Origin of the sequence: Rhodococcus sp. NPDC079359, assembly GCF_040702585.1 — a bacterium.
GTDB lineage: Bacteria > Actinomycetota > Actinomycetes > Mycobacteriales > Mycobacteriaceae > Rhodococcoides.
Window position 1 is genome coordinate 131,966 of sequence record NZ_JBFBLH010000007.1, and the last position, 15,939, is coordinate 147,904.

General features: G+C 66.0%; 14 protein-coding genes. 10 read left to right on the plus strand and 4 right to left on the minus strand.

Going from position 1 to position 15,939, the window contains the following annotated elements; genetic code table 11:
* Nucleotides 1–148: 148 nt before the first annotated feature.
* The 8 genes from AB0362_RS17790 to AB0362_RS17825 all read left to right on the plus strand — a co-directional run bounded on the left by AB0362_RS17790 (nt 149) and on the right by AB0362_RS17825 (nt 8,791).
* Nucleotides 149–736, plus strand: a complete 588-nt coding sequence (locus AB0362_RS17790; RefSeq protein WP_082898669.1) for a sigma-70 family RNA polymerase sigma factor — start codon at nt 149–151, stop codon at nt 734–736.
* Entirely contained in the window at nt 721–1,179 is a 459-nt protein-coding gene (locus AB0362_RS17795; protein ID WP_149406779.1) for a hypothetical protein, read from the plus strand. The genes AB0362_RS17790 and AB0362_RS17795 overlap by 16 nt, the downstream gene beginning before the upstream one ends.
* An 89-nt stretch (nt 1,180–1,268) precedes the next feature.
* Entirely contained in the window at nt 1,269–1,352 is an 84-nt protein-coding gene (locus AB0362_RS17800; RefSeq protein WP_082898670.1) for a potassium-transporting ATPase subunit F, read from the plus strand.
* Between the two features lie 7 nt (nt 1,353–1,359).
* Nucleotides 1,360–3,024 (plus strand): potassium-transporting ATPase subunit KdpA, encoded by a 1,665-nt coding sequence (kdpA, locus tag AB0362_RS17805; protein WP_317809055.1) that lies wholly within the window; start codon nt 1,360–1,362, stop codon nt 3,022–3,024.
* Nucleotides 3,021–5,021 carry a potassium-transporting ATPase subunit KdpB gene (kdpB, locus tag AB0362_RS17810; protein ID WP_094670695.1) on the plus strand — a complete coding sequence of 667 codons (2,001 nt, stop codon included), beginning with the start codon at nt 3,021–3,023 and terminating at the stop codon, nt 5,019–5,021. Before kdpA ends, kdpB begins: the two co-directional genes overlap by 4 nt.
* A gap of 2 nt (nt 5,022–5,023) precedes the next feature.
* On the plus strand, nt 5,024–5,680 hold the full coding sequence (locus AB0362_RS17815; protein WP_149406782.1) for a potassium-transporting ATPase subunit C: 657 nt from the start codon (nt 5,024–5,026) through the stop codon (nt 5,678–5,680).
* The gene (locus AB0362_RS17820) at nt 5,664–8,117 is read left to right on the plus strand and encodes a sensor histidine kinase KdpD (RefSeq protein WP_317809054.1); all 2,454 of its coding nucleotides are present in this window, start codon (nt 5,664–5,666) and stop codon (nt 8,115–8,117) included. The genes AB0362_RS17815 and AB0362_RS17820 overlap by 17 nt, the downstream gene beginning before the upstream one ends.
* Complete coding sequence (locus tag AB0362_RS17825; protein WP_094638309.1) at nt 8,114–8,791, plus strand: response regulator; 678 nt, start codon at nt 8,114–8,116, stop codon at nt 8,789–8,791. The genes AB0362_RS17820 and AB0362_RS17825 overlap by 4 nt, the downstream gene beginning before the upstream one ends.
* Here AB0362_RS17825 and ggt read toward each other — a convergent pair.
* The 3 genes from ggt to AB0362_RS17840 all read right to left on the minus strand — a co-directional run bounded on the left by ggt (nt 8,788) and on the right by AB0362_RS17840 (nt 14,113).
* The gene (ggt, locus tag AB0362_RS17830) at nt 8,788–10,719 is read right to left on the minus strand and encodes a gamma-glutamyltransferase (protein WP_317809053.1); all 1,932 of its coding nucleotides are present in this window, start codon (nt 10,717–10,719) and stop codon (nt 8,788–8,790) included. The two genes, AB0362_RS17825 and ggt, sit on opposite strands and share 4 nt — an antisense overlap.
* A 21-nt stretch (nt 10,720–10,740) precedes the next feature.
* Nucleotides 10,741–12,972, minus strand: a complete 2,232-nt coding sequence (locus tag AB0362_RS17835; protein ID WP_317809051.1) for an EAL domain-containing protein — start codon at nt 12,970–12,972, stop codon at nt 10,741–10,743.
* A gap of 166 nt (nt 12,973–13,138) precedes the next feature.
* On the minus strand, nt 13,139–14,113 hold the full coding sequence (locus tag AB0362_RS17840; RefSeq protein WP_317809050.1) for an NAD(P)/FAD-dependent oxidoreductase: 975 nt from the start codon (nt 14,111–14,113) through the stop codon (nt 13,139–13,141).
* Nucleotides 14,114–14,350: 237 nt separating this feature from the next.
* On the opposite strand from AB0362_RS17840, the gene AB0362_RS17845 reads away from it, so the two are divergent.
* The gene (locus tag AB0362_RS17845) at nt 14,351–14,593 is read left to right on the plus strand and encodes a hypothetical protein (RefSeq protein ID WP_255183204.1); all 243 of its coding nucleotides are present in this window, start codon (nt 14,351–14,353) and stop codon (nt 14,591–14,593) included.
* On the opposite strand, the gene AB0362_RS17850 is transcribed toward AB0362_RS17845, so the two are convergent.
* Nucleotides 14,590–14,745 (minus strand): hypothetical protein, encoded by a 156-nt coding sequence (locus AB0362_RS17850; RefSeq protein ID WP_188078726.1) that lies wholly within the window; start codon nt 14,743–14,745, stop codon nt 14,590–14,592. The two genes, AB0362_RS17845 and AB0362_RS17850, sit on opposite strands and share 4 nt — an antisense overlap.
* Nucleotides 14,746–14,999: 254 nt before the next feature.
* On the opposite strand from AB0362_RS17850, the gene AB0362_RS17855 reads away from it, so the two are divergent.
* Nucleotides 15,000–15,893 (plus strand): SGNH/GDSL hydrolase family protein, encoded by an 894-nt coding sequence (locus AB0362_RS17855; RefSeq protein ID WP_317809048.1) that lies wholly within the window; start codon nt 15,000–15,002, stop codon nt 15,891–15,893.
* The last annotated feature ends 46 nt before the right edge of the window (nt 15,894–15,939 follow it).

The following is a 15,939-nucleotide window of genomic DNA, read 5'->3' on the forward strand; positions in this document are numbered from 1 at the left end:
AATGCCTCTCTTCGTTGTGTGTCTTCGGTGCAGAGTGTGTGACAGGAGTTGGTCGTAGCTCGATCGGTGAAACGCACGTCCGGATAAAGTGACCTACGTCATAGATTACGTCTACTGGTAAACCGGTACCGAAAGACTTGCGTGATCGATGACCACGATGAAGCGAACTGGGGGCCCGATGGAGTGGGTTGACGCGTCGGACCGCGTTCTCGTCGGCGCTGCGGCGCTGGGCGAGACCGATGCGTTCGAGGAGATCGTCCGGCGCTACGGCCCGGAGATGTTCCGCTATGCGCGCAACATGCTGTCCGATCAAGGTGCCGCCGAGGAGGTGGTGCAGGACGCATTTGTGGCAGCGTGGAAGGGCCTCGACAATTTCCGTGGGGACTCGGCTCTGCGAACATGGTTGTTCTCGTTGGTCTCGCACAAGGTGATCGACCATCGCCGCAAGCGCAGCGTTCCACCCGCCGAAGATTGGTTGTTCGAGCGCAAGAGCACCGGCGCGGGCAGTAATCCGGAGGCCGATGTCGAGGCCGACAGCTTCATGACCGAGCTGGGCGTCGCGCTGTCGGAGCTGCCCTACCGCCAGCGGGCCTGTTGGTTGCTTCGCGAGGTCGAGGGCCTGACGCATCCCGAGATCGGCGCGATCATGACGTTGTCCGCAGGCGCAGTACGTGGTCAGTTGACCAGAGCACGAGCAACATTGAGCGAAAGGTTGGCAACATGGCGAACCCAGTAGAGCCGGATTCGGTTCTCGCGCGTGCTGCCACCGAACTTCGGGACGCACCGCAGGAACCGAATTGGGTGGACATCAGCGCGTCCATCCTCACGAAAGTACGCAACACCACCAGGCGTACGTGGCCCATCGACAGCGCGTATCCGCTCGGCTCCACGGCAGGATCGGCGGACTCGCTGCGCATCAGCGATCACATCGTCAAGACGACGCTCCGGCGTGCACTCGCAGGTGTACGCGGCGCGCAGCCGACCGAGATCGACCTGGACCTCGACGACCATGCCTGTATCGGCCTGTTCGTCGCGGTGATCGGCGTGTACGGCGACGACCTGCAGGCCGCGGGAGACGAGCTGGCGACCATCGCGATCGACACCGTGTCGGATCTGCTGGGCACCACCCTCGGACGCGATGTCGTGGAGATCCGCGTCGACGACATCGAGGAGCGCTGACGTAAAAACTGCGTCATGACCGCTGGTCGACGGCGTAAGAAAGCGTAAGGAACGCGGCTCGGCTCGGTAGCGGGATTCAGGATCGAGCAATGACCGAATTGCTCTGTCTCGTGGTTGCCGCATGTGTTGCGGTGTACCTGTTCGTCGCTCTCCTCGATCCGGAGAGGTTCTGACGCCGCCATGAATCCTGCTCTTGTCGCGGGCCTGCAGATCGCGGTGGTTATCGTCGTGCTGGCTGCGGCGTACGTACCGCTCGGCGACTACATGGCCCGAGTGTTCGACTCCTCCCACGACACGCGCGTCGAGCGCCTGCTCTATCGGGTGGCTCGGGTGAACTCCGCCTCCGAGCAGACGTGGGTGGGTTATTCCACCAGTCTGCTGGGGTTCTCGTTCGCCGGCGTCGTGTTCCTGTTCGTACTGCAGCGAATTCAGGGTGTGCTGCCGCTGAACGGGGGCCTGTCCGGGGTCAGCCCGGCGATGGCGTTCAACACCGCCGCGTCGTTCGTCACCAACACCAACTGGCAGTCGTACGTCCCCGAGACCACGCTGTCGAACCTGACGCAGCCGCTGGGCCTCGCGGTGCAGAACTTCGTTTCCGCCGCAGTAGGTCTCGCGGTTGCGATCGCCGTCATCCGTGGCTTCGTGCGTGTCTCCACCGGCGGTGAGCTCGGCAACTTCTGGGTCGACCTCACTCGCGGGACACTGCGCATTCTGTTGCCGCTGGCGCTGCTGGTGGCCGTGATCATGCTGACTCAGGGCACCATCATGTCGTTCTCGACCGGATTCACCTCCACCGGACTGGACGGGCAGACGGTCACCAATGCGCTTGCGCCCGTTGCCTCTCAGGAGGCGATCAAGGAGATCGGCACCAACGGCGGTGGCATCCTCGCAGCCAACTCCGCGCATCCGTTCGAGAACCCGACCCCGCTGACCAACATCGTCCAGATCATCTCGCTGCTGTTGATCCCGGTCGCGCTCACCCGCACGTTCGGCACCATGATCGGCAACCGCAAGCAGGGCCTGACGCTGCTGGCGGTCATGGCGACGCTCTGGGCCACGCTGCTCGCGGTCACGCTGTTCGCCGAGTCCGGAACCCGGGGCGTCGCAGCAAGCGCCGCGGGCGCGATGATGGAAGGCAAGGAAGTCCGCTTCGGCATTCCGGCGTCGGCGTTGTTCGCCGTGTCCACCACCGGAACATCCACCGGCGCAGTCAATTCCGCCCACGACAGTATGTCTGCACTCGGCGGCGGAACAGTACTGCTGAACATGCTGTTCGGCGAGATCGCGCCAGGCGGCGTCGGCACCGGCCTGTACGGATTGCTCGTGCTCGCGGTCATCGCCGTGTTCGTCGGTGGCCTGCTCGTCGGCCGCACTCCGGAATTCCTCGGCAAGAAGCTGGGTCGACGCGCCATCACGATGGCCGCGCTGTCGGTACTGGTGATGCCGATCCTCGTGCTCGTCGGCACGTCCATCACCGTGATTCTCGAATCGACGACGAGCTATCAGGGCAATCCCGGTATCCACGGCTTCACCGAGGTGCTCTACGCCTACGCGTCGGCCTCCAACAACAACGGCAGCGCCTTCGGTGGACTGACAGTGACCAGCGACTGGTTCCAGATCTCCCTCGGTGTCGCGATGCTGCTCGGCCGCTTCCTGCCGATCGTCTTCGTGCTGGCACTGGCCGGATCGCTGGCGACCACCAAACGCAGCGCACCCAACGCAGGCACGCTCCCCACCGACGGGCCGCTGTTCGGCACATTGCTGATCGGCACCGCGATTCTCGTCGCCGCCCTCACGTTCTTCCCCGCACTTGCTCTCGGACCCATAGCAGAGGCCATGCAATGAACCTGTCACTGAGAACGGCCGTCCCCGGCGCGTTCCGCAAACTCGACCCGAGGCACCTGGCCCGCAACCCGGTCATGTTCGTCGTCTTCCTCGGCTCCATCGTCACCACCATCCTCTCGATCGCCCAGCCGTCGGTGTTCGCCTGGTTCGTCACCGGATGGCTGTGGTTCACGGTGCTGTTCGCCAACCTCGCCGAATCCGTTGCCGAGGGCCGCGGCAAGGCCCAGGCCGCCAGCCTGCGAAAGGTCAAGCAGGACACTGTTGCCCGACGTCGCACCGCATCCGGAGTGGAAGAGGTCGCCGGTGCCGAATTGCTAGTCGGCGACGAGGTGATCGTCTCGGCAGGTGAGGTCATACCCGGTGACGGCGACGTCATCGAGGGCATCGCCACCGTCGACGAGTCGGCGATCACCGGAGAATCGGCTCCCGTGGTGCGCGAGTCCGGCGGCGACCGATCGGCGGTGACCGGCGGAACCATCGTGCTCTCGGACGAGATCGTCGTGAAAATCACTGCAGCGCAGGGTGAGACGTTCGTCGATCGAATGATCGCACTCGTCGAGGGCGCGGCTCGGCAGAAGACGCCGAACGAGATCGCCCTGAACATCCTGCTCGCGTCCCTGACGATCGTCTTCCTCTTCGCCGTCGTCGCCATCGGTCCGATGTCGAACTACGCAGGGCAGCAGCAGGATCCGATCCAGCTGATCGCACTGTTGGTCTGTCTGATCCCCACCACGATCGGCGCGCTGCTTTCGGCGATCGGCATCGCGGGCATGGACCGACTGGTGCAACGCAACGTGCTCGCGATGTCCGGACGCGCAGTGGAGGCGGCAGGCGACATCGACACGTTGCTGATGGACAAGACCGGCACCATCACGTTCGGTAATCGCCGTGCGACCGGACTGCACCCGGCCACAGGCGTCGACGCCGTCGAACTGGCTCGGGCAGCCCGACTGTCCTCACTCGCCGACGGCACCCCCGAGGGCCGCAGCATCGTCGAACTGGTCGAGCGTGACTTCGAATCTTCGATGGCAGAGGGCGAATCCGAGCGCGGCGAGTTCGTGGCCTTCACGGCGCAAACTCGGATGAGTGGACTTGACCTACCGGGCATGGAGATTCGCAAGGGTGCAGCGGATTCGGTCTACAGCTGGATTCGTGAGGGCGGCGGCACGGCAGATCTCGACGCCACCGTGCACGACATCGCCCAGAATGGCGGTACGCCGCTGGTGGTGGCGGTACGCGAAACCGGTTCTGCTGCTCGTGCTCTCGGTGTCGTGGAGCTCTCCGACGTGGTCAAGCCGGGAATCGCCGAGCGGTTCGCACAGCTGCGCGCCATGGGAATTCGGACGGTCATGGTGACCGGCGACAATCCGCTCACCGCCAAGGCCATCGCCGCCGAGGCCGGGGTCGACGACTACCTCGCCGAGGCGACGCCCGAGGACAAGCTCACGCTGATCCGGCAGGAACAGGAGGGCGGCAGGCTGGTCGCGATGACCGGCGACGGGACCAACGACGCCCCGGCTCTCGCCCAGGCCGACGTCGGTGTCGCGATGAACACCGGCACGTCCGCCGCCAAGGAAGCCGGCAACATGGTCGATCTCGATTCCGACCCGACGAAGTTGATCGAGATCGTCGAGATCGGCAAGCAGCTCCTCATCACCCGCGGCGCGCTGACGACGTTCTCGCTGGCCAACGATCTGGCGAAGTACTTCGCGATTCTGCCGGCGATGTTCTCCACCGTCTATCCGCAGCTCGGTGGGCTCAACATCATGCGTCTGGCGACGCCGGAATCGGCGATCCTGTCTGCGGTGATCTTCAATGCGTTGGTGATCGTCGCGCTGATCCCGTTGGCGCTCAAAGGTGTTCGCTACACCCCGGCGTCGGCGGCAGCATTGCTGCGCCGGAACCTGCTGGTGTACGGCGTCGGCGGCGTCATCAGCCCGTTCGTCGGCATCTGGCTCATCGACCTCCTCGTTCGACACATTCCAGGGATTGGCTGATCATGCGCTTCGTACAGGGATTTCTTCGCCAGGTCGTGGCCGGCTTCGCAGTGCTGCTGGCATTGACGGTCGTTCTCGGCATCGGCTACCCGGCCGTGGTCTGGGGCATCAGCCGTATCGGGACCGACTCCGCCGAGGGTTCGCCGCTGCGCGACGCCCGGGGCTGCGTCGTCGGAAGCTCGTTGATCGGCGTCGACCCGCAGGTGGCTCCGGGAGAGCCGGATCCGTTCTTCCACACCCGCGTCACCGGGTCGGTGTCCGACGACGACGCGTTCGCTCCGGGGGATCCGGCGGCGGCGCTGCCGACCAACCAGGGGCCGTCGAGCGAGGTGCTGGCGTCGTTCGTCGAGCAGCGCCGCGCTGCCATCGCCGCTCGGGAGAACGTCGATCCTGCTGCGGTACCCGCCGATGCCGTCACCGGGTCCGGTTCGGGGATCGATCCCGACATCAGCCCCGCCTACGCGGCCATCCAGATCGCGCGAGTGGCTCAGGCCAACGGGGCGTCGGTGAGCGACGTCGAGGCTCTGGTCGCGGAGTACACGCACGGGCCGCAGTACGGTGTACTCGGTGCCGAAGCGGTGAACGTTCCGGAGTTGAACCTGGCACTACGGGACACATACCGGCCGGGTGAGGAGACAGGCTGTGGCGGACAGGGGTGAGCTGCGGATCTACCTCGGCGCAGCGCCCGGCGTCGGCAAGACCTTCGCCATGCTCGGCGAGGCGCATCGACTGCGCAGCCGGGGCTGCGACGTCGTGGCGGCGGTCGTCGAGACACACGGCCGAGCGCGAACGATCGACGCGCTCGACGGCATCGAAGTGTTGCCGATGGCGACCGTCGAGTACCGCGGGTCCTCGGCGCAGGAACTCGATCTCGACGCCGTCCTGGCCCGAAAGCCGCAAGTGGTGCTCGTCGACGAACTGGCGCACACCAACACCCCGGGCAGCGTGCACGGCAAGCGGTGGCAGGACGTCGAAGTGCTGCTCGACGCAGGCATCGACGTCATCTCCACCCTCAACGTCCAGCATCTCGAATCGCTCAACGACGTGGTGCAGCAGATCACCGGGGTGCCGCAGCGAGAGACCGTGCCCGACAGCGTCGTTCGAGCCGCTGACGAGGTCGAGTTGGTCGACATCACCCCCGAGGCGCTGCGCAGCAGATTGCGGCACGGCAACGTCTACGCCGCCGAGAAGGTCGACGCCGCACTGAGCAACTATTTCCGCGGCGGTAACCTCACCGCCCTGCGCGAGCTCGCGCTGCTGTGGATCGCCGATCAGGTCGACGCGGCACTGGTGAAGTACCGCAAGGACAATCGCATCACCGACACGTGGGAGGCCCGCGAGCGCGTGGTGGTGGCGGTGACCGGTGGCCCGGAATCGGAAACGTTGCTGCGCCGCGCCAGTCGCATCGCCTCGAAGTCCAGTGCCGAGCTGATGGTGCTGCACATCGTCCGCGGCGACGGGCTCATGGGTGTCTCGGCACCGCAGATGGGTTCGGTGCGCAAGCTGGCCGCCGGGCTGGGTGCCAGCGTGCACAGCGTCGTCGGCGACGACGTGCCGACGACGCTGCTCGACTTCGCCCGCGGGGTGAATGCGACGCAGCTGGTGATCGGCACCTCGAGACGGTCACGTGCCGCCCGCATCCTCGACGAGGGCATCGGCGCTGCGGTGGTGCAGAACTCGGGAAAGATCGACGTACACATGGTCACCCACGCCGAGCAGGCCACCCGCAGGGGCATGCAGGTCGATTCGGGTCGTCGACGGATCATCGCGTGGGTCGCCGCCGTCCTGGTGCCGTGCCTGGCCGCGGCCGTACTGAGCACGGTCGGACCGGACTTCGACTCCAGCGGTGAGAGCGCCCTGTTCTTCATGGTGGTGCTCTGTGTCGCGCTGCTGGGAGGGGTTGCGCCGGCGGCACTCTCGGCGTTGATCGCGGGCTTCCTGCTCAACTACTTCTTCACCACACCCCGGTACAGCCTGACGATCGCCGAGCCCGACAACTTCGTCGTCACCGTCGTGCTGCTCCTCGTCGCCGTTGCCGTCGCCGCCCTCGTCGACGCCGCCGCCCGGCGGACGCGTCAGGCACGCCGGGCCACCCAGGAAGCCGAGCTGCTGACGCTGTTCGCCGGATCGGTACTCCGCGGAGCGGATCTGACCGCACTCCTCGAACGCGCCCGTGAGACCTATCGGCAGACGGGCGTTGCGCTGTGGGACAACCAGTCCGGATCCATCGTGGGCAGCGCCGGTGCGCAGGCTCCTGTCGACCGTGCCGCAGCCGACACCGAGGTCGACGCGGGCGACTTCACGCTGCTGCTCGTCGGCGAACGCACACACGCGCACGATCGGCGGGTACTCGCGGCGGTGGCCAATCAGGCGGCCGGCATGGTCCGTCAGGCGCGTCTTGCCGAGGAAGCCAGCCGAGCCAACGCGCTCGCCGAGGCCGACGCGTTGCGTCGAGCATTGCTCTCCGCCGTCAGCCACGATCTGCGGACGCCACTGTCGGCGGTCAAAGCGGCGTCCTCGTCTCTGCGCAGCACCGACGTTCAGTTCTCGCCCGAGGACACCGACGAATTGCTCGCCACCATCGACGAATCGGCCGATCAGCTGACCGCACTGGTGAGCAATCTGCTCGACTCTTCTCGGTTGCAAGCCGGTGTGGTGCAACCGAGTCTGCGACCCGTTTACGTCGACGACGTGTTGGCCGGCGCATTGATCGGAGCCGACGATCGGGTTCGTGTGGACGTGGGCGATGTCGAAGTGCTGGCGGACCCGGGACTGCTCGAGCGGGTGCTGGCGAACCTGGTGAACAACAGTGCCCGCTACGCACCCACCGGCGACATCACGGTCAGAGCCGCGGTGCACGACGAGTGGGCGAGTATCTCCGTCGCCGACCACGGCCCCGGCATCACCGAGGGAGCCGAGGAGACGATGTTCGACGCGTTCCAACGCCTCGGGGATCGCGACAACTCGGTGGGTGTCGGGCTCGGGTTGTCGGTGGTGCGAGGATTCGTCCGGGCGATGGGCGGTACCGTCACGGCATCGAACACCGTGGGCGGCGGGCTGACGATGACGGTCGAGTTGAAGGCGGCGAGTAGGTGAAGGTGCGGGTGCTCGTCGTCGACGACGAGCCGCAGATCGTGCGGGCACTGCGGATCAATCTCAATGTCCGTGGGTTCGAGGTGGTCAGCGCGGCGAGCGGCGGCGAGGCGCTGCGGGTGGCCGCGAACTTCCACCCGGACATCGTGATTCTCGACCTCGGGCTGCCCGACATCGACGGAATCGACGTCATCGCCGGTCTGCGCGGCTGGACCGACGTACCGATTCTGGTGCTCTCGGCGCGCACCGATTCCGCCGATACCGTCGAGGCACTCGACGCCGGTGCCGACGACTTCGTCACCAAGCCCTTCGGCATGGACGAGTTGCTGGCCCGATTGCGCGCCGCCCTGCGCCGTGGACCGCACTCCGTCGCCGACCCCGTTGTCGTCACCGAGGACTTCACCGTCGACCTCGCTACAAAAACCGTTGTGCGAGATGGGGTGAGCGTGCACCTGACCCGCACCGAATGGGGGGTTCTCGAACTGCTGGTGCGCAACGAGGGCAAGTTGGTGTCGCAGAAGGACATACTGCGTACCGTGTGGGGACCCGGGCACGAGCGTGAAACACATTATCTGCGAATCTATCTCGGCCAACTGCGGCAGAAGCTCGAACGAGATCCGGCCTCCCCGGTGCATCTGATCACCGAAACCGGTATGGGTTACCGATTCGTGAGTTAACCGCCCAGTACCTCACCCTCGCGGCGTGGGTCCGCTCCCCCGATCCAACCGCCGTCGGTCCGCTGCAGCGCACTCAGTCCGCTGGACTGGTCGGCGACCGACACCTGGTGGCCCATCTCGCGGAGCTGGACGACCACCGGATCGTTCTCGCCCATCACGTTCGGGTGCTCACCGCCGTAGTTGGTCGACGGGGTGTTGGCCGCACCGAAGTCGACCATCGACACCGCCTGCTGCGGATCCATACCCCAATCGAGCAGTCCCACCAGTGTTTTGACGACGAACTGGATGATCACCGAACCGCCGGGAGAGCCGGCGACGATCGCCAGATCTCCGCGCGTGCCGTCGTCGTTTCGGTCGAAGACCAGGGTCGGGGCCATCGAACTGCGCGGACGCTTCCCCGGCTCGACGCGATTGGCCACCGGCGTACCGTCCTCGGCCACCGGTGACGCCGAGAAGTCGGTGAGCTGATTGTTGAGCAGGAAGCCGTCGACCATGTGGAACGAGCCGAAGGCCGACTCGACGGTCGTCGTCATCGAGGCTGCATTGCCCTGGCTGTCGACGACGGAAATGTGGCTGGTGCCGAACTCGGGGTCGGTGGACGAGGCGAATTGCACCGGGCCGAAGTCGCCGGGCTGCGCTGTGCCCATGGATCTGCCCTCGTCGATCAGTCCCGCGCGCTCACTGAGGTATTCGGGATCGAGCAGCGCATCGGGGGATCCGCCGGGCAGTGGTACGAAGTCCGGATCGGCGACGTACTTGTCGCGGTCGGCGTAGGCCAGGCGCTCGGCCTCGGCGATCAGGTGCACGCCCTCGGCCGTCGGGGTTCCGCCGTTGGCGTCCATTCCCGTCGGGGCGTACTGCGCGAGATCGAAATTCGACAGAATCCCCATCGCCGACGCCACCGCGATACCGCCCGAGGACGGGCCGGGCATACCGCAGATGTCGTGGTCGCGATACTCGGTGCAGACGGCCGTGCGGGTCTTGGGCTCGTACGCGGCGAGATCCTCCAGCGTGATCTGTCCGGGGGTACGGCCGGCGGCGGTGTCCGCGGTCGCGTCGACGATGGCCTGTGCGATGTCACCGGTGTAGAAGGCGTCCGCACCGTCGGTTGCGATGGCGGACAGCGTCTTCGACATCGCCGGGTTGTTCAGCACCGTCCCGGCCGGCTTGCCGGTGCCGTCCGGCTGCAGGAAGTAGTCCTTGGACGCGGGGTCGAGGGCGAGCTTCGGTGCCGAGTCGGCAATGGACGATGCCATGCGCGGGCTGATCTCGATTCCGTTGTCGGCGAGACCGATTGCGGGTTCGAACAGCTCACCCCACTGCTTGGTGCCGTGATCGTCGTGGGCTTGCTCGAGCATCCGCAGCACCCCGGGGACGCCGATCGATCGGCCGCTCGAACGGGCATCGGGTTGCGGCAGAGTGCGATCGACGTCGTCGATGTACCGCAGGTAGTCGCCGGTCGCACTCATCGGGGCGGTCTCGCGGCCGTCGTAGCTCTGTACTTCACCGGTGGCCGCGTCGTAGTACATCAGGAACGCCCCGCCGCCGATGCCGGAGGACTGCGGCTCGACGAGGCCGAGCACCGTCTGCGCCACGATCAGCGCGTCGGCCGCGGTGCCACCGTCACGCAGGACCGCGCACGCGGCCTCGGTGGAGACCGGGTTGGCCGTCGAGACGGAATACGAGGCCGTCTCCACCGGAGCCATGTCGGATCGATACCCGGTCGCCACTTCGGGATTGGTGGAGATGTCACCCGAACTCGCACTCGGCGTCCCCTCTACCGGGGTGCCGCCGCTGGCACCGAGAACACAGCTGTTCTCGGACGCGGGGTCGGGATCGGTGCTCTCGCTGCTACTGCACGCGGCGAGCGGCACCAGCAGTAGGGCACACGCAAGGACAGTCGAGCGGTGCACTCCGATTACAGACACCGCCCGACGCTAACACCCGGCTCACCTGCCGGCACGGGTCTCGGCAGATTCGAGAAGCCAATGCGCGACGGGCGCCGGTCTCCCGAACAGAAAGCCCTGCGCGAAGCGGCATTCGAGAGCCTCGATGATCGCGGCCTGCTCCTCGGTCTCGACGCCCTCGGCCACCGTGGCCACCGGCAGCGCCGACGCCATGGCGACGATCGCGCGAATCAGCTGCGTGTCGGATTCCGAAGTGCCGATCTGGTGGACGAACGACTTGTCGATCTTGAGCAGTGCGATCGGCATCGCGCGCAGCCTGCTCAACGAGGAGTAGCCGATACCGAAGTCGTCGAGAACGATGAGCACACCCATCGCGGCGAGTCGGTCGAGAACGCTTTTCGCCGTACCCATGTCGTCGATCAGCACGCTCTCGGTGATCTCGAGGGCCAGATCTGCTCCGTCGAGGCCGTACGTGTCGAGCAGTCGCGCGACGATCACCGGCAACGAATCGTCACGCAACTGCATCGGGGACACGTTCACCGACATGGTGACGTCCTGCCCGTTGGAACGCAGTGTCACCAGATCCGACATCGCGGTGCGCAGTACCCATTCGCCGATTTCCTTGATGAGATTGGTGGATTCGGCGATCGGGATGAATTCGTTGGGGGTACGCACTCGCCCCTGCCAGTTCCAGCGCAGGAGTGCCTCGTAGACGACGGTGGTGCGCGAGGTGGTCTCGACGATCGGCTGGTAGTACACCTCGAGCTCGCCGCGTCTGATCGCGCCGCGCAGCGCGGTGGCGGTCTCGATCGCGGATGTCGCTCGGGCCCGCAGAGATTCGTCGAAGAACGCGTAGCGCGCCGCGCCGAGAGATTTCGCGTGATACATCGCGGTGTCGGCTTCGCGGATGGCGTCGTGCAGTCGGTCCGCGTCTGCGATTCCCACCGAGGCCGTGACGTATGCCGTTGCGGCGCTCAGAGGGAACGGCTCGTTGGTCCGATCGATGATGCGGCGGGCCAATGCTTCTGCTCCGCCGCGATCGCGGCGGGTCAACACGACGAACTCGTCACCGGCATACCTGACCACGGTGTCGGCGGCACCGACGGCGGCGCGGATGCGTCGCGCTGCGGCCACGATGAGTTCGTCACCGACGCGGTGACCGTACGAGTCGTTGACCATCTTGAAGTTGTCGAGGTCGACGAACAGGACGCACGTGCGCCCCGGAGTCTGGGTGCGCTCGAGCCGGGTGAATTCCTCGTCGAGCATCGTGCGGTTCGGTAGACCGGTCAACAGGTCGTGAGCGGCCAGGTACTTCGCGTGCTCCTCGCCTACCTGCACTCGGGTCAGCGCGCGTTCGCCGCGCAGGAAGGCCCCCACCAGGATCGAGGCGAGCAACAAGGACCGCACGATCAGATCTCCGGTGGACACGGCCGAGCCCAGCAGCGGGACCGTGGCGCAGACGACCAGCAGCGTCACCACGAACACGACGCGGCGGCTGCTGTGCGCCGGTGCAGGAGTCTGCCGCTGGGAGACGGTGCGCATCGACGGATCCAGGGCGGCCATCGCCAGGGCGAGATATGCGAACAGGTAGATGCCGTCGAGCAATCCCGAGGACGGCGCGTCGTCGGTGGTGGCCGCGAAGGCGTACGAGATGTCGCCGACGAGTGTCGCGACGAGTGCTATCAGAGCCCACTGCAGCGCTGGGGTACGGGGTTTGGACGAGAACAGCAGGTAGGTGGTCAAGGTGATCAGTGCCGCGTCGATCGCCGGATACAGCCCGTTGAGCACCGTCGATGCCGACGAACGGGGAGATCCGAGGGCCGGAGAGATGAACAGCAACCACGACAGGAACAGGGTGCCGAGGAAGATCAGGCCGGCGTCGACGAGCGGAGTGATGTCGTCGATCGACCGGCGATCTCGAATCCACCGAGACAGTGCGTACCCGACGAGTGCGTACCCGGTCAGGGTGAACAGATCCGGCAGCAGCGGGAACGAATGGTTCAGAGCGGTGGGATCGCTGCGGAGCGAGACCCCGAACATGAACAGCACCGAGGCACCGAACAGTGCCCACCAGCATCGAGAGTCGTCGGGACGGTATCTACGGATCGCGGCGCTGATGGCCAGTACCGATCCGACTGCGACGGTGGCCAGCACACCGGCCCGCACTCCGGCGTCGCCGAGAACGAAGACGGTGCCCGCGACGACGACCACGGCACCCAGACCGACGGTTCGTACGGTGTGCATGGCGAAGGGCGCAGCGACCTTCGTATTCATCGAAGGACCTACTTCCTTCTCGCTCGTAGCGTTCGCGTGCCTGTTCGCGGCGCCTCCATGGGTGAATATACGTCTTTGCGCAGCGCACACGGGGCCGAAGACGACCCGGAGGCCGGAGAAGCTCAACAGATGTTGTGACAGCGCACAGGTGCCAGTCTCCGGGCATTCAGGAGGCGATGGCCTTCGCCTGTTCGACGGCGAGGCGAACCTCCTCCTCGATCAGGTCACCGTTGATCGCCGCGCCTGCCTTGACTCCGGCCGCGGACGCCGCCACGACGGTGTCCATCGGTGCAGACACGTTGCCCGCAACCCACACGCCGGGCACGGATGTGGCACCGACGGGGTCGGCCTCGACGTACGTGCCGAGAACATGGTCGTTCATGACCATCTCGGTCGTGGCCAGCCCCAGCGACAACAGGACGTCTGCGCGGGAGGTGAAGCTGGGTCCGACGACCAACGCGTCGAGCCGGATCTGTATGCCGCTCGCGAGTGTCACTCCGACGATCGCGTCGCCCTCGACATCGACCCGAGCGATCTCCCCGTCGACGACCTCGATGCCACGTGCGGCGAGTCGTTCGAGGTCCTCTTCGACCAAATTCGGTGCCGTGTGCGCGAACACCGTGACGTGCTCGGTGAGCTGACGCCACATCTGTGCCTGATGTCCGACCATGTCGCTGCCGATGATGCCGATCCTGCGATCGCGTACCTCCCAGCCGTGGCAGTACGGGCAGTGCAGTACGTCGCGCCCCCACCGATCGGCGAGGCCGGGGATGTCGGGCAGTACATCGGTGAGGCCGGTGGTGACCAGGAGGCGGCGGCCGCGGACGACGGAACCGTCGGCGAGAGTCACCTCGAACCCGGCTTCGGTTCGACTCGCGGACGTCGCGACACCCTCGACGATGCGTGCGCCGTAGTGGAGCGCCTCGTCTCGGCCGAGGCGAACCAGCTCGAGAGGCGACTCGCCGTCGCGGGTGAGGTAGTTGTGTGAATGCGCTGCCGGAGCGTTGCGGGGATCGCCCGCGTCGATGATCGCGACGGATCGTCGGGAACGGCCGAGGGCCACGGCGGCGCTGAGTCCGGCGACTCCGCCGCCGACGATGATCGCGTCGACCGGAGTGTGTCGATCGGTGTTTGTAGTCATGGGAAGAGTGTCCGACACGGACCGGAAGTTGGCAATAAATATTGCCAGGACAGCAAATGATAGAAGCGGAGAATACCCCAGCACGGCGTTGGTGGTCGTAAATGGGCGAATTACCGAATTGTGATCGTGCCGACTGGCACCGAGGCTGTCAGCGGACGAAGTAAGCGCGGATCTACCGCTTGAACAGGGCGTTCACTCGAGGTCTACTGGTCGGTAAGAATCGAGCCGGGGGGGCGTATGGGGCATTTCGAGATCGGCGAGACCGTAATCACGGTACGCAATCTGGGGCAACTGCGGTGGCGCAGCGGGATACCGAAGGGCACCGTGGGAATCGTCGTGGGAGTCGACTGGCTCGGTGACGCTCGCGTGAGGTTCACCGTCGGCGATTCGACGCGCACCCGAGGTGAGACTGTGGAGCACATCGTCGCCGACGGCGACGTCCGCACGCTGCGGGCCGCTCCCCGCCGTCTGATCGGTTAGTTGCTGTCGGTTCGCTCGTCGTCGGTCGCGGGACCGGTTTCGATCGCTCCGCCTTCGCTCGACCAATCGTTGTCTTCTGCAGCCGCGGCCGGATCGGACGTCACGTCCTTCTCGGCGTCGGGGGTCTTCGAGTCGTTGTTGTCGGTAGTCATGATGCCGGACTACCCGCGCGGCGGAAGAAGCAATCGTCGGCCACCGCGCGGGTGAGTGTGCGGTGGTCTCTACAGCCCGAAGGGCAGCGTTCCCGGTGCCAGCTCGAAGCCACTGCTGCCAGCGGAGATGGAGCCGAAGCCGCTGAGGATCTGGTTGATGAACGCGGTGATCATGAAAATTCCTCTGTTCGATGCGATGGACGTCTGTCCTGGACAACCCGGTCGAGATTACCGGCATCTGTAGCGTCGAAGCTGTGAGGAGCCAGGGAATTCTCGTCGGTCTTGCTGTGTCCGCCTGCGTACTGGCGGGCTGTTCTTCGGACTCTTCGGTGCCGGAAGCGCCTGCTGGGCCGTCGGAGGACGCGTCCGTTCCACTGAATTACGTCGCGCTGGGTGACTCGGCCGCATCGGGCCCGCGGATCCCCGATCAGGTCGGCGCCCCGGGATGCCAGCAGTCCGATTCCAACTATCCGCACGTACTCGCCGAGGATCTGGCTGTCGGCTCGTTCGTCGACGTCACCTGCTCGGGTGCGGTCACCGAGAACATCGTCTCCACTGCGCAGGGAACATCCAGCGGTGAGGTGCCCGTGCAACTCGATGCGCTGACCCCCGAGACCGATCTGGTGACCGTCACGATCGGCGGCAACGACATCGGCCTGGTGTCGACGGCCGTGGGCTGCCTGACCTTCACGGCGTCGTCGACCACCAACGTCTGCAAGGACCGTCTCACCGCGGGGGGCGTCGACTCCATGGCCGCGGCCATCGAGGACGCTGCACCGAGCTGGGGAGCGATGCTCGACGCGGTGGCCGAACGTGCGCCCGACGCGCGGATTCTGGTGGTCGGCTACGGCACCTATCTGCCCGACGGTGGCTGCTTCCCCACCCAGCCGATGCTGCCGGAGGACGCCGACTACATCCAGGGCAGCATCACCGCCATGAACGAGGCACTGAAGCAGCAGGCGGACGAGCACGGTGCCGAGTTCGTCGACACCGAGCCGTTGAGTGTCGGCCACGACGTGTGCGTGGCTGCCGATCAGCGGTACTTCGAGGGGGTCGTCCCGCAGAATCCTGCGGCACCCCTGCATCCGACGGCGGCGGGAATGGCGGCGATCGGTGCCGCGGTGGCCTCGGCAGTGCGTGCCGGATAAGGGAACCACGACACCGTAACTGGCTCTTCTCCTGCAGGCCGGTCGA

Bases quoted from the DNA above. Each gene is read 5' to 3' on its own strand.
- AB0362_RS17800 (WP_082898670.1), top strand. From the start codon at position 1,269: ATGACCGAATTGCTCTGTCTCGTGGTTGCCGCATGTGTTGCGGTGTAC.
- AB0362_RS17790 (WP_082898669.1), top strand. From the start codon at position 149: ATGACCACGATGAAGCGAACTGGGGGCCCGATGGAGTGGGTTGACGCG.
- AB0362_RS17845 (WP_255183204.1), top strand. From the start codon at position 14,351: ATGGGGCATTTCGAGATCGGCGAGACCGTAATCACGGTACGCAATCTG.
- AB0362_RS17850 (WP_188078726.1), bottom strand. From the start codon at position 14,745: ATGACTACCGACAACAACGACTCGAAGACCCCCGACGCCGAGAAGGAC.
- kdpA (WP_317809055.1), top strand. From the start codon at position 1,360: ATGAATCCTGCTCTTGTCGCGGGCCTGCAGATCGCGGTGGTTATCGTC.
- AB0362_RS17840 (WP_317809050.1), bottom strand. From the start codon at position 14,113: ATGACTACAAACACCGATCGACACACTCCGGTCGACGCGATCATCGTC.
- AB0362_RS17835 (WP_317809051.1), bottom strand. From the start codon at position 12,972: ATGAATACGAAGGTCGCTGCGCCCTTCGCCATGCACACCGTACGAACC.
- AB0362_RS17795 (WP_149406779.1), top strand. From the start codon at position 721: ATGGCGAACCCAGTAGAGCCGGATTCGGTTCTCGCGCGTGCTGCCACC.
- kdpB (WP_094670695.1), top strand. From the start codon at position 3,021: ATGAACCTGTCACTGAGAACGGCCGTCCCCGGCGCGTTCCGCAAACTC.
- AB0362_RS17815 (WP_149406782.1), top strand. From the start codon at position 5,024: ATGCGCTTCGTACAGGGATTTCTTCGCCAGGTCGTGGCCGGCTTCGCA.